At 56.9% G+C, this 13,354-nt stretch carries 13 protein-coding genes, 1 tRNA gene and 1 riboswitch; of the genes, 7 read left to right on the forward strand and 7 right to left on the reverse strand.

The features are described from left to right. The first annotated feature begins 35 nt into the window (after positions 1–35). The gene (locus GOW40_RS02685) at positions 36–773 is read left to right on the forward strand and encodes a folate-binding protein YgfZ (RefSeq protein WP_171128795.1); all 738 of its coding nucleotides are present in this window, start codon (positions 36–38) and stop codon (positions 771–773) included. Between the two features lie 86 nt (positions 774–859). Then, complete coding sequence (locus GOW40_RS02690; protein WP_171128794.1) at positions 860–1,804, forward strand: ABC transporter transmembrane domain-containing protein; 945 nt, start codon at positions 860–862, stop codon at positions 1,802–1,804. A gap of 51 nt (positions 1,805–1,855) precedes the next feature. Here the strand turns inward: GOW40_RS02690 and efp are convergent, their stop codons facing one another. Next, positions 1,856–2,419, reverse strand: a complete 564-nt coding sequence (efp, locus tag GOW40_RS02695) for an elongation factor P (RefSeq protein ID WP_171128793.1) — start codon at positions 2,417–2,419, stop codon at positions 1,856–1,858. A 219-nt stretch (positions 2,420–2,638) separates the two neighbouring features. Here efp and GOW40_RS02700 point away from each other — a divergent pair, with 219 nt between their 5' ends. Then, entirely contained in the window at positions 2,639–2,959 is a 321-nt protein-coding gene (locus GOW40_RS02700; RefSeq protein WP_037310273.1) for a DUF6280 family protein, read from the forward strand. A gap of 61 nt (positions 2,960–3,020) precedes the next feature. On the opposite strand, the gene GOW40_RS02705 is transcribed toward GOW40_RS02700, so the two are convergent. Then, positions 3,021–3,590 (reverse strand): cobalamin biosynthesis protein CobQ, encoded by a 570-nt coding sequence (locus tag GOW40_RS02705; RefSeq protein ID WP_171128792.1) that lies wholly within the window; start codon positions 3,588–3,590, stop codon positions 3,021–3,023. Positions 3,591–3,650: 60 nt separating this feature from the next. On the opposite strand from GOW40_RS02705, the gene GOW40_RS02710 reads away from it, so the two are divergent. Next, entirely contained in the window at positions 3,651–5,108 is a 1,458-nt protein-coding gene (locus tag GOW40_RS02710; protein ID WP_171128790.1) for a cobyric acid synthase, read from the forward strand. A 3-nt stretch (positions 5,109–5,111) separates the two neighbouring features. On the opposite strand, the gene GOW40_RS02715 is transcribed toward GOW40_RS02710, so the two are convergent. From GOW40_RS02715 to GOW40_RS02725, 3 genes are all read right to left on the reverse strand, one after another. Next, positions 5,112–5,894, reverse strand: coding sequence for a hypothetical protein (locus GOW40_RS02715; RefSeq protein ID WP_171128788.1), 783 nt, complete (start codon positions 5,892–5,894; stop codon positions 5,112–5,114). Between the two features lie 75 nt (positions 5,895–5,969). After that, positions 5,970–7,388, reverse strand: a complete 1,419-nt coding sequence (locus GOW40_RS02720; protein ID WP_171098193.1) for a TolC family outer membrane protein — start codon at positions 7,386–7,388, stop codon at positions 5,970–5,972. A 96-nt stretch (positions 7,389–7,484) separates the two neighbouring features. Further along, positions 7,485–8,138: a protein-L-isoaspartate O-methyltransferase gene (locus tag GOW40_RS02725; protein WP_171128786.1), complete on the reverse strand. Its 654-nt coding sequence runs from the start codon at positions 8,136–8,138 to the stop codon at positions 7,485–7,487. A gap of 222 nt (positions 8,139–8,360) precedes the next feature. Between GOW40_RS02725 and GOW40_RS02730 the strand changes: the two genes are divergently transcribed. Further along, positions 8,361–8,434, forward strand: a tRNA-Cys gene (locus GOW40_RS02730). Between the two features lie 180 nt (positions 8,435–8,614). On the opposite strand, the gene GOW40_RS02735 is transcribed toward GOW40_RS02730, so the two are convergent. Both GOW40_RS02735 and GOW40_RS02740 read right to left on the reverse strand, forming a co-directional pair. Continuing rightward, positions 8,615–10,282, reverse strand: a complete 1,668-nt coding sequence (locus tag GOW40_RS02735; protein WP_171128783.1) for a hypothetical protein — start codon at positions 10,280–10,282, stop codon at positions 8,615–8,617. Positions 10,283–10,526: 244 nt separating this feature from the next. After that, positions 10,527–11,486 (reverse strand): NAD(P)-dependent oxidoreductase, encoded by a 960-nt coding sequence (locus GOW40_RS02740; protein WP_171128780.1) that lies wholly within the window; start codon positions 11,484–11,486, stop codon positions 10,527–10,529. A gap of 144 nt (positions 11,487–11,630) precedes the next feature. Then, positions 11,631–11,836, forward strand: a riboswitch (cobalamin riboswitch). 84 nt (positions 11,837–11,920) lie between these two features. On the opposite strand from GOW40_RS02740, the gene GOW40_RS02745 reads away from it, so the two are divergent. Both GOW40_RS02745 and cobW read left to right on the forward strand, forming a co-directional pair. Then, positions 11,921–12,301: a DUF1636 domain-containing protein gene (locus GOW40_RS02745; protein ID WP_171128778.1), complete on the forward strand. Its 381-nt coding sequence runs from the start codon at positions 11,921–11,923 to the stop codon at positions 12,299–12,301. Further along, entirely contained in the window at positions 12,298–13,353 is a 1,056-nt protein-coding gene (gene cobW / locus GOW40_RS02750; RefSeq protein ID WP_171128776.1) for a cobalamin biosynthesis protein CobW, read from the forward strand. Before GOW40_RS02745 ends, cobW begins: the two co-directional genes overlap by 4 nt. The last annotated feature ends 1 nt before the right edge of the window (position 13,354 follow it).

Genomic DNA, 13,354 nt, shown 5'->3' on the forward strand with positions numbered 1-13,354 from the left:
TATCACGGGGCCAAGGCAAATGACGAGGATCAACCATGCCCAATCGCCGCATCTTTCGTCTGTCCGGCGCGGACACTGACAGTTTCCTGCAAGGTTTGATCACCAATGACATTGAGGGCCTGGCGGATGGGCTGGTCTATGCGGCGCTGCTGACGCCTCAGGGCAAGTATCTGGCCGACTTCTTTCTGAAACGGGACGGAGACGCGGTTCTGCTGGACGTGGCCGATATCTTGGCGGACGGGCTGCACAAGCGGCTGGCCATGTACAAGCTGCGCGCGGATGTAACGATCGAACCCTCGGGCTTGAACCTGCAACGCGGCACCGGTCCTGCACCAGCAGGTGCCCTGCCCGATCCAAGGCATAAAGACATGGGCTGGCGGGCCTATACCGAGGCCGACGAAGCCCATGACGGCACCGACTGGGATGCGATCCGGGTACGCCATGGCATGCCCGAAACCGGCATCGAACTGACGCCGGACAGCTATATCCTTGAAACCGGCTTTGAAGACTTCAACGGCGTCGATTTCAAAAAGGGCTGCTATGTCGGGCAGGAAGTTACGGCCCGCATGAAGCACAAGACCGAGCTGCGCAAAGGGCTGCGCGTCGTGGAAATCTCGGGGGCTGCCCCAGCGGGCACTCAGATCACGACCGACGGCAAACCTGTTGGCACGCTGTTTACCCAATCCGGTGGTAAAGCGATTGCCTATCTGCGTTTCGACCGCGCCGGTGGAGAGATGCAGGCCGCAGACGCAACGCTGCGCCTGGTTGAGTGAACGCGGCCAACTAAGCCCCGGATAAGATTTGAATATGACCCTATGTGCTGTCAGACTGGGCAAAGTTCAGTAACGCGGGCGCAGACATGTTCAAACTCTATCGCGCGATCTGGCGGGCCAGCGCAGGACGGCAGATCATCCTGATCGTGCTGTCGATCGCAATCGCAGCCCTCGCCGCCGTTCCCTTGGAATTCCAGCGCGATATTGTGAACCATCTAACATCTGACGATGTCAGCGGTGACCGTCTATTGCTTCTGGGAAGCGGCATGATGGCCGTAATCCTGCTCAGCCTTGCCCTGAAATGGCTGCTGGGCTACCGCGCGGGAACGCTGGGTGAGGATTTGATCCGCATGATCCGACAGCGTTTGCTTGTGCGGGCGACGGATCTCACCGAATCTGGTGAGTCCTTTCGCAAGGGGACCATGACCACCGCCATTTCAGCCGAGGCGGAGGAGCTGGGTAAGTTTGCCGGTGGTGCCTTTTCTGATCCCGTGGTTCAGATCGGCACCCTGATCAGTGTCATAGGATATATCTCGTCGACCCAACCCGGCTTGGGCATGATCGCGTTTTCGATGATCGTGCCGCAGATCGTCATCGTATTGATATCGCAGCGGAAAGTGAATGTCTTCGTGGCAGAGCGCGTCCGTATTCTGCGGGGGGCGACAGACAAACTGACGACAGAGCAAATTGACCAGATTGCGACAGAGATTGACGCTCAATTCGACGAAATCTTCGAAACACGACGCAAGATGTTTCTGTGGAAGCTTTCCGCCAAATTCCTGCTAAGCGTCATCAACGGAGCGGGAACCGTAGGGATTCTGATGCTGGGCGGGTATCTGGTGCTGGACGGAAAGACCGATGTCGGAACGGTGGTTGCCGCCACCAGCGGGCTTACGCGTATTCAGGGACCGACGGCGTTTCTGATCGCGTTTTACAGGCAAGTCAGCGCAAACCGCATCAAATACGAGCTGATGCTGGAACTGTTTGGCCCGAACCCGGAACGCTATCGCCGGATCGGGCACCATTCGTAGAAAAGACCGCCCCGGCCAAAGCCATGCGGTCTTGTCGGTAAGATATCCGGATCAGGCGCGTTCCGAGTATTCCATGGTCTCGGTATTCACCACGATCATCTCATCCTGACCGATAAAGGGTGGCACCATAACCTTAACGCCATTGTCCAGCACAGCTGGTTTGAACGAGTTCGCAGCGGTCTGCCCTTTCACCACCGGCTCGGTCTCGACAATCTTGCAGGTTACTTTCTGAGGCAGCGTCGCGTTCAATGCTTCGCTTTCATAGAACTCCACCACAATGGTCATGCCATCCTGCAAAAACGGGCGGCGTTCCCCCAACAGATCGGCGGGCAGTTCGATCTGCTCATAGGTTTCGGAGTCCATGAACACCAACATGCCGTCGGATTCGTAGAGGAACTGCTGATCTTTCTGCTCCAGACGCACACGCTCAACCTTGTCCGCAGACCGGAACCGTTCGTTCAGCTTCGATCCATTGCGCAGGTTGCGCAGTTCGACCTGTGCAAAAGCGCCACCTTTTCCGGGCTTTACGTGATCAACTTTTACAGCAGCCCACAGCCCGTCATTATGCTCAAGCACATTGCCGGGGCGAATTTCGTTCCCATTTATCTTGGGCATGACATAAATCCTTCACAAACGGTTGATGCGTCAGTTGTCGTCCCTATATCTGGCGTGGCTACACCTGGCAAGACAACGAAACCTAGTGCTGCAGGTGCAGCAAGCCATGCAAATGACGCAACGTAGTTATGCAAATTAGGTGTATCCGAATCGCAACTAATCGGTCATAAGAACCGTCACGCCGAAAATTGCAAGAGCAAGAAAAACAAGGAAGACGAGATGAGAGATTTCGTTGACGGCACTGCCTTTAACAACGAGCAAGGCAATCGTGCACGCAAACTTTTCGCGGCTGTTGTGTTGGCCGCACTGGACGACGCTATTGCGGATGACAAAAAATATGGCAATGGCCCGGAACAAATCGCCCGCTGGGCACGCTCGCGCGATGGGCGCGAAGTACTGTCTTGCGCGGGTATCGACCCCAATGAGCGGGTTGTCAGCGGACTGATGGAGTTCGTTGGCCGTGGTGTGCGCACATCTGTTGCGCTGTCGCGTGAAGAAAGCGAGCGTCGGAACGCCGCACAGCAGGCCGAAGCCGCCTGATCACCGTCTCAAACGGACGAAAAAACGCGCCCCTGTCATCGGGGTGCGTTTTTCTTTGGGCTCAGAAAAACAAAAGCCATTGCCGTGCAACCCACAACTCGGCCAATAGAAGCGCGCCAAAAAACAGTTTGGCGCCAGGTGTCAGGCCGCGCAGCCACAACGCCCCATAAGCCGCCATGCAGGCGAGCGCCAAAACCGGTGCCACCCAGAACGCGTGATGACTACTGTCCCAATAACTGACAGGGCTGTGAAACACCCAACCGCTGAACGGCCAGAACTGCGGGCGACCGTCGCCGGCATGCAGCACAAAGTCAGTGAGCAGGTGCAATAGCCCAGCGCCTGCCCCCAGCACCACCAGACGCCAACCGCGCCAGATCCCGATCAGCAGGGCCAGCCCCCACAGCAGAAACGAATTGTCGATGGCAAACACGGTTTGCCAGGCGGTTGAGAAATAGAGCTCTCGGAACACAACCTGCGGCGGGATCGCCAGCACATGCAGCGAAATCCCCGCCATCAGGTAAAGCGAAAGATCAGGCAGCAACGATCCGATCAATACAGCGGCCAGCACGCGCCCTTTCGCTGGGCGGGCAAAGACAGCGGCCCCAATCAAAAGATGCGCAGGCGTGTTCAACTTGTGCTTTTCCTTTGCCTGCAAATCAGGTCATCTGACCGCCAACATAGGAGACAAGCCATGGCGCGGTCCATCATGATTCAGGGCACCGGCAGCAATGTCGGCAAATCGGTTCTTGTGGCCGGTCTGGCCCGCGTCTTTACCCGGCGTGGCTTGCGGGTCGCACCGTTCAAGCCACAGAACATGTCGAACAACGCTGCCGTGGCCGACAGCGGTGGCGAAATTGGGCGCGCACAGGCGCTACAGGCCCGTGCCGCGCGCCGGGCGAGCCACACGGACATGAACCCTATTTTGCTAAAGCCCGAGACCGATACAGGTGCGCAGATCATTGTGCAGGGACAAAGGGCTGGGAAGATGAAGGCCGGGGACTACCGCAAAGACAAATCCAAACTTCTGAACGCAGCTTTAGAAAGCTTTCACCGGCTTTGCGCGGATACCGATCTGGTTCTGGTCGAAGGCGCTGGCAGCCCGGCAGAGACCAATCTGCGTCAAGGAGACATCGCCAATATGGGCTTTGCCTGCGCAGCCAATGTTCCGGTTGTTCTCGTGGGTGACATTCATCGCGGTGGAGTAATTGCGCAGATCGTTGGCACTCAGGCGGTGCTCGACCCAGCTGATCTGGCGATGATCCGGGGCTTTGCTGTCAATCGCTTCAAGGGTGATGTGTCTTTGTTCGACGATGGCCGCGACGATATTGCCGCGCGCACCGGCTGGCCCTGCATTGGCGTCGTGCCCTGGTTCCACGATGCATGGAAGCTGCCCGCCGAAGACATGATGGATGTCCGGTCAACAGCAGGTGGCGCCTGCAAGGTCGTTGTGCCTCAGCTAGAGCGGATGGCGAATTTCGATGACCTCGATCCGCTCTCGGCTGAACCCGGTGTCACGGTCGAGATTGTACCCGCCGGTCGCGCCCTGCCCGGAGATGCCGATCTGGTGCTATTGCCCGGCAGCAAGTCGACGATCGGCGATCTGACCTATTTCCGTGCGCAAGGCTGGGATATCGATCTGTTGGCCCATGTCCGCCGTGGCGGTCATGTCCTGGGCCTTTGCGGTGGCTATCAGATGTTGGGCCGCTCGATCGATGATCCAGACGGCGTGGATGGCCGCCCTGGCAAAGTTGAGGGGCTTGGTTTTCTCGACGTGGAAACAGTCATGGCGGGCAGCAAGCAGGTAAAGCTGACACAGGCGACAGCCCTGCCCGGCCATGAGCCCGTCAGCGGGTACGAGATCCATATGGGTCGCACAGTTGGCCCGGATTGCGTGCGCGCCTGGTTGGACATTGATGGCCGCCCCGAAGGCGCCAGCAGCGCCAATGGCCGCGTGCGCGGCAGTTATCTGCACGGGATCTTTTCATCGGATCCATTTCGCGCCAGTTATCTGTCGCGGCTGGGCGTCACCTCGGATATCGCTTACGAAGACGGCGTCGAGGATACGCTCGACGCCTTGGCCGACCATCTGGAACAGCACATGGATCTGGATCAACTTCTGGCGCTGGCGCAACACCCCAACAAAGGGTGATCGTCAATCAACCTTTTCGGCGATCAAGGCACGCGCAATCTCGCGCCGGACCATTTTGCGCAGATTGCGCGACACGCGTTCACCCAACTCGCCCTGCAATTCTTCACGCACGATCTGAGCGATCAGCTCTTGCAATGCCGTTTCGTCCAGACCTTCGGGCAGAAGTGCTTTCCTGTCGCTCGGCGCGGCTACATCAGTGGTGTTTTTTCGGGCGCGGATGAAAATCGCAGCACCATCGTCGTCGACTGTCTCATCCGCTTCGGCAGGCCAGTCCACCGCGCGCGTGCGCGTCCCGGAATAGGCGTCGTTGCTTTCACCGTCAGGTTCCCATTGATCTTCGGTACGCGCAATTGCCGCTTCCAGCGCTTCAATCTTGGCACTCAGGCTGCCAGCCAAGTCGCGACCAGAACCATTTGCAGTTTCGCTCTGAACCGGGTCGGCAGACCCGTCAACCGCACAATTCCTGCGCTCAAGCGGTGCAGGGCCAACCGCATCTCGCGCGCGCAATCGAATCGGACCAGTATCTTCAGAACCGGGTTTGCGAGCGGCGATTTCCCGGCTTTCGTCCAACTGTCGCACCAACTGAAGAGGCGAGTCGCGCTCGACGTCCGCACCGGCATCTTCTCCGACGCGCAGCTCTTCGGTCAGAACCAGCCGCCCTGGCTTGGCTGGCTGCGCCGTTGGGATAAAAAGAAACTCTGGCTCGTCCCGCACTTCTTCGCTCACCAATCGTTTGATCGAAGAAAGCACATCCTCACCGCCTGCTTTGACGACACTATCCGACATTCTTCTCTACCGCTCTACCTGTGCGAGCGAGTGTAGCCAATCCGCCCTCGCCCCACAACAGGTAGTATTGCGGCACTAGTCGCGCCGCAAGGCTTTCAGCACACGATCGAGGTCTCGGCTCTGTTTGCTCACCGCTGATGGCGCTTTTTTAACCAGATTGTAGTACAGGGTCGGATCGTAAATCTGCACTGCCAAACCAAGACGTTCTGCGGTCAAAAGCCCCTGCGCCTGCAGCAATTGATAAGCCGCCAAAGACCGCTCGGTACGAGAGGCGATTTCCGCCAATTGAGCGTCAAGGAGGTCTTGCTGAGCGGCCAATACGTCAAGCGTGGTACGCGCACCCAGCGTCGCTTCTTCGCGAATCCCATCGAATGCCACCTGAGACGCACGCACCCGTTCGGTCGACGCGCGCAGGCTGGCTGTGGCGGTCTCGAAGCGCACATATGCGTCTGTGACGCCCTGAGTGATATCTTTTTCCACGTTCAGCAAGTTCGCCCGAGACGCATCGCGCGTGGCCATGGCCCGACGAACAGCCGCAGCAAGCCCGCCACCCTGATAGATCGGTTGGGTCAGGTTCAGCGAGACCGAACCTGCGTTGCTATAATCATCGTCGTCAAAGCTTTCGGTCACACCCGCGCTTGCATTCAGGCTGACATTAGGTCCGAGGTTTGCGCGCTGTTGTTCAACCAACAGATCAAACGCACGCACCTGGTGCTGCGCCGACTGGATCGCAGGGTGATTGCGACGTGCCAAGCCCTGAGCCTCAGACAGACTGCTGGGCAGGTTTGGAAGCCTTGGCTGCCCGCTTGTCTTGCCCGGTTGTTTGCCGACGGCATTAACATACTCTGCCTGTGCTGTTTCCAGATCACCGCGCGCATCGGCAAGATCGGCCCGCGAACTGGCCAATTGCGCCTCAGACAGCGCAACGTCCGTTCGGGTCACCTCGCCAACCTCAAACCGGTCCTGAGACGCACGAAGCTCTTCGCTGGACAGATCGACGTTGTTCTGGCGGATGCCGACGGTTTCTTCCTGCAGCAACACGCTCAGATACGCAGTCGCCGCCCGGAATAGAATTTGCTGCTCGACATCCAACAATGTTTGCCGCGTCGCCAACACAGTTTCCTGGGCCGATTGCTTGCCAAACAAGGTCGCGCCACCGTCATAAAGCAATTGGCTAAAAGTCAGCCCGGTGAAAAAATCCGTTGGTTGACTAGAGGTTACGAAATTGTTGGTCCGTGCGCGATTGAAATCCTGCGAGATTTCGACCGTCCAGTTCACAATCGGACGCAATGCAGACAGAGCAATTGCAACGTCTTCATCTTCAACCCGCAAAAGCGCTCTGTTTTGTTCTAATAGACCACTGGTGTTGTAAGCACCGATAAATGCATCGGTCAGGTTATCCGCCCAAGCCATACGCACCGGAAGGCTAGAAACTGCGATACCCGCGGTCAAAGCCAGCGCGTGCGCCAACTTTCTTGTTAGGGTCCCACCCATCTCCGATTCCTCTCGAATTCAAAAAAACACTGCCTCGACCGCAATTTGCGCCTTTGAATTGAACTAATCAAGGCAGTCAAAAACTTTGAATCTGGACTATAGCGAAAATGCACACTCTTGGGTGAACCCGGGCAAAACCGGCGCGCTGGCGTTAAACGCAAATCGCCAATTGACTTGCCCGTCGATCTTGTGACCAACGCGCACAGTACCAAGGTCGCCTTCCATGAAAACGCAAGCAATCCGGCCTTGGTCCTTTAGCTGATCCAACAGCGCCTCGGGCACTCGTTCGACCCCGCCTTGAACAAGGATCACGTCATACGGTCCATGCTCTGCCGCACCTTGTTCCAAAGGTCCGATATGGACAATCGCGTTATCTTCACCCGTTTCCATCAACACGGTCTGCGCCTCAGAAGCCATGGCTTCATCTGCTTCGACGCCAACAACAAGCTGCGCCATGCGTGCGGCCACCGCCGTGGAATACCCATAGCACGAGCCAACATCCAACACCGCTTCGTCATTGGAAATATTCAATGCATCCAGCATCTTTGCCAGTGTTCGCGGTTCCAGCAGGCATCGCCCCTGCCCCAGATCGGTCAGGTCTCCGACATAAGCTGCCTCACGCAGCGCATCGGGCACAAATTTCTCACGCTCGACGCTCAGCATGGCATCGATGATGGGGAATTTCGTGACATCGGACGGACGAATCTGGGTGTCGACCATTGTCAGGCGTCGGGCTGCGAAATCTGTCATGGGATCGGTCTTTCTGTTTCCCTTGTTTTCGCGCTTTTGCCATATCCACAGCGCTGCGGCAACGGGCCACGACCACCAAAGCGGTGGTCAAGCAAAATCCAGGGCCATGAACCCCGATTTCACTGCAACCGAATGGTTTTGCCCTCAAAGCTCTGGACGTTCCCACGGAAAGCTGCTAGAACGCCCACCACACCACAGCAAGTGATTGATTTCATTTACAAAGGCGAGTTGGCGGAGTGGTGACGCAGCGGATTGCAAATCCGTGTACACCGGTTCGATTCCGGTACTCGCCTCCACATACTGCCGTTTCACCCACAGCCTCCGCTTAGCTTTGATTTCCAAAGCTGTTGATTTGACCGGTTCGTTCTCATTCTGCCCTTCGCCCAAAGGCCAAAACGCTGCGGTGCGTCATGACCTGGGCTGCAGGTTGATGGCTTGCGTGCGGTGTTGGCACGTTCTGTGAGAGGTCAATTCGCTTATGAAGGCGCTTTGATGCGGTAAATTTTGAAGAACGATCCGTTTTCAATAACCTGCAGGTTCTCTACCTGCTCTGTTTTGGGCGGTCCGAAGACAATGAGATAGTCAAAGTCTTGCGGCCATTCCGCATAGTAGATCCTCTCGTTCCGCCCCACAGCGACCCCCAAAATATTTTGCCTGTGCTCTTCATCCAGGACACCGAACAGGAGCGCTGTTGTCAAAGCCCGTGAGGGGCGTATCGGGTCCAGGTGCAGTAAATCCCGTTCGGTTCTTATTGGTTGCGTCGAAGGATAGGTGAACAGCGTCGGTACAAATGCATTGCCAAATATCACCGCGAGACTGTCAATGTTGCGAAACGAAAGGAAACCGGATGGCTGGTGCATGTTGCGCGCTCCGGTGGCCATACGCCATTGGGTCGAATAGGTCAGCTCGGGGCGGCTTCCTGGCAAGTCAAAGGCACCAATAACCTTCGACCTTGGTGTGATTTGCGCGACTGCCGATTTCAGCTCGTCTACGTTTTCCGAAAACGCGTTCCAGTTGGCTGCGATTGAGCTTCCTTTGAAAATTGAAAGGCACACGGCCAGGGCGACCAAGGCGGTGTTGATCCGTGTATTTTTCACCTCAAAGCAGCTTGAGGCAACAAGCAGTGCCATGAATATCAAACCGACCCGCGCATCAAGGAACACACCAAATAGAACTGCAGGCAATCCGATTGTCCCCACAAAAAGCCCACCCAGGGCCAAACGCATACTTGGCGCGATACTGACGCGCCCTGTAAGCCCGAGCCACAGATACAACAAAAGCACGAATATGCAGACTGCCCAATCGGGCGCGTCCCCTTGAAACAGACCGATACCCAGGAACGCCATCGCCTTGTTGTGCAGATCACCCCACCAAGATCCCATAGGCATCGGCTCAAGACCCGCGTCTGAGAGAAAGTGATTGAAGGCAAAGATCGCGAGCGACGGAATCACGCAGAACGTAAAACGCACAAAACTCTTGATCGCCAGAGGCGAACGCAAGCGTGACGCGTTTACGTTAACCAGATACGCAAATGAAATTGCGAGGCAAAACAGGTATCCGAAAATGTGTGAAAAATAGAGCGCGACCAGCAAAACCGAGAGTGCAAGATACAACAACGGAGCTTCGCGTCTTTGTGCCTGGATCAGCACGCTGACGGAAAACAGCATGAGCCCTACGGAAAAGTAGAAGTTCAAAAACCCCCACGCAAAGACGATGTTCAGGGCCGTCAAAAACGGAAGAGCAAGCCCAATGTGCAGGCGTCCGAAAAGGGTCGCGTTTAACGTCAAAGACCCTCCGATAAAAACCGCTACCGCAAGAAGCAGAAACACAAACCCAGCAGCTTCGCTGTTCAGAAATGGAAGTCCAAAGACAGTGATCGCATCCATGGCCAAGTTCGGGATGGGTCCCCAAGCGGCCTCGTATATGCCTTCGAACTCTGAAGAAACGGCAAGCGACTTTAGTACATGTATTCGGGCCAAATGGTTGGGGTAGTCGATCAATGGTGGAATCGACGCCTGCGTGAATGGCAAAAGAACACCAACGCAGAGCCCAACAAGCCCGAATGCGCAGAGCGCCAAACTGAAATAGTCGATACGCTTGGAAATCACGCGAACCTCAAAAGTGCTTTCATTGCCTGTATGCAAGCTAATCAGCCTTTAAGAAACGGCTCAGGATAACAATTTGGCTAATATGGTATTTTAGCCCCTGTTCTGTTTGCGTGATCAGGTTTCGAACGGGTGGAAGCCATGTTTATGCCGCCTTTGTTTCAGGCAGCATTCCTTTGTGACCATGGTGACCTTGCTGATCCTTACAAGCGTGGTCGGTTCTAGCCTTTCAAATACGCCAACGCAGCTTCACGCAGATCGGTTGGGTTTGGTGCCCAAGTGTTTACTGGCTAAGCGTTCGGTTTTGCGGGATCACTTCGTAACCTTGCTCTTCTGGCTCATCGTCTTCCATCTCTGCTGGAAAACCTGCCGCGCGGATATCCAGTCCGGTGGCTTCCTCGAGGCGTTTGATGATATTGGGTGAGAGTTCGCGTTCGCCAAATCGCGCGATGCCATCGTCGAAGATTTTGATCATGACAGGGTTGATCTCAAGCGGCACGCCTGCGCGATCCGCCACGTCCTGAAACAGGCCGATGTCCTTTTTCACCAGGTCCATGGTGAAAGAGATATCGCGCGAGCCGTTGAGGATCACCTGGCTTTCGGTTTCGTGCACAAAGGACGTGCCCGATGAGATTTTGATGGCCTCATAGGTCGTGCCCAGATCCATTCCAGCAGCCTTGGCTGTTACCAATGCCTCGGCACATGTGATGAGGTTGGCGGTTGCCAGATAATTGGTCAGCACTTTCAGCACCGAGGCCGAGCCCAGATCGCCCGTGTGTAAAACCCGGCGGCCCATTGTGGTCAGAAACGGCAGGATCCGCTCGAATGTCTCGCGGTCACAGCCAGCAAAGATCGAGATATTGCCGGTTGCCGCGCGGTGGCAGCCGCCCGAAACCGGGCAATCCACAGCCGCGCCGCCCCGTTCGATCACCAGTGCGCCCAAGCGTTTGGCTTCGGCTTCGTCGGTGGTCGACATTTCCATCCAGATTTTGCCGGGCCCCACTTCGGGCAGCATCTCTTGCATCACAGCGTCCGAGGCCGCAGGCGATGGCAGGCAGGTGATCACCGCGTCGCAATCGCGCATCAGTTGCGCCGGGCTTTCCGCAGCTTTTGCACCTTTGGCAACAAACTCGGCCACCAGATCTTCGTTCAGATCATGCACGGTCAGATCAATGCCATTGCGCAGCAGCGATCCTGACAGCTTGCCGCCCACATTTCCCAGCCCGATAAAACCTACTTTCATTCAGCTCTGCTCCCCTGTTTGCAGTTTTGGTCAGGCGAACACAGCGCGCAAAGCCCGTCATGCCGCTCAGCGACCCGCACAAGTCGCTTTTCAGCCCTTGGCCTTGTTGTTAGCGCAACGCGCTTGACAACGGGGTCAACTGTGCCTCATGAGCCATATGTTGGTGTCTGCGACAGCAGATGAAAAGGGAATGCGTCAGCGGATCGTCCGTCAAACGCAGCCGCCCCCGCGACCGTGACCGGAGAGGGTGCCCAAAGCCACTGGCCTAGGCCGGGAAGGTGGGACATCCGACAGAGGCAAGCCTCTGACATCCGCAAGCCGGGAGACCTGCCAGCAAAAAAGACTGAAACCGGACGGGGTGTTCCGGAGTGGGGTCTGACGTGACCCGCATGAAACCCCGTCCCCCACGAAAAGGATCTGGGGGGATGAGAGATATGACCGAGGCAGTACCGGTCGAGTTGTTGGTCTGCACCACCTGTCGGCGCGGCCTGCCCATAGAGGACGACGCGGAACGGCCCGGCGCATTGCTGCACAAGGCGCTGGCGCAAGCTGATCTGCCCGAAGGGATCACGTTGAAAGCCGTTGAATGCCTGTCGAACTGCGACGAAGGCTGTTCCATAGTTTTGCGCGGCGGGCCCGATCGCTGGACGTTCGTCTATGAACATCTGAATGAGACCGACCATGTCGAGACCATCGTCGACGGCGCCACGAAATACCTGGAGACCGAAGACGGTTTGGTCAAATGGCGTGAGCGTCCTGAGCATTTCCGCAAGAACTGTGCGGCACGTATTCCCCCGATTGGAGCCCTGAAATGAGCACGCTTGAAAAGCTTCCCGTCACCGTGATCACCGGATTTTTGGGGTCTGGCAAAACCACATTGGTCAAGCATCTGATGCAGAATCCTCAGGGCAAGCGCCTGGCCGTCGTCGTCAATGAGTTCGGCGATGTCGGTGTTGATGGCGATATCCTGAAATCCTGCGCGATCCCTGATTGCCCTGCCGAGAACATCATGGAACTGGCCAATGGCTGCATCTGTTGCACCGTGGCCGATGATTTCATCCCCACGATCGAAGCGTTGATGGCGCTAGAGCCGCGCCCCGATCACATCCTGATCGAAACCTCGGGTCTGGCGCTGCCGAAACCGCTGCTCAAGGCGTTTGACTGGCCCGATATCCGTTCGAGAATCACCGTGGACGGTGTGATTGCCCTGGCCGACGCCGAGGCGGTCGCTGCGGGTCGCTTTGCAACAGATGTGGCGGCCGTCGATGCGCAGCGGCTGGCGGATGACTCGATTGATCACGAGACACCCCTGTCCGAGGTCTTTGAAGATCAGATTTCCTGTGCCGATATCATCCTACTGACCAAGCCCGATCTGGCCGGTCCCGAAGGCGTGGCCAAGGCCAAAGCGGTGATCGCCGCCGAGGCTCCGCGCCCGCTGCCGGTGGTCGAAGTCGCCGAAGGCGTTGTGGATGTGCGCGTTGTTCTGGGGCTTGAGGCCGCGGCCGAAGATGACATGGACGCGCGCCCATCGCATCATGACGGCCACCACGATCATGAACATGACGATTTCGACAGCATCATCATCGAGTTGCCGGAACAAAGCGACCCGCTTGATCTGGTGACGAAGATCGAACGTCTGGCCACCGATCTGAACATTCTGCGCGTCAAAGGCTATGCCGCTGTTCAGGGCAAGCCGATGCGTCTTCTGGTGCAAGCCGTGGGTGCGCGCGTGCGTCATCAATATGACCGTCCGTGGCAACCGGGCGAAGACCGCCGCTCGCGCCTTGTGGTTATCGCCGAGCATGACGACATCAAAGAAGCAGAGATCCGTGCTATCCTTGCGCCTGTAAGCGAGGCTGCCGAATAAG

The sequence above is a fragment of the Ruegeria sp. HKCCA6707 genome, from assembly GCF_013033515.1.
Taxonomy (GTDB): domain Bacteria; phylum Pseudomonadota; class Alphaproteobacteria; order Rhodobacterales; family Rhodobacteraceae; genus Ruegeria.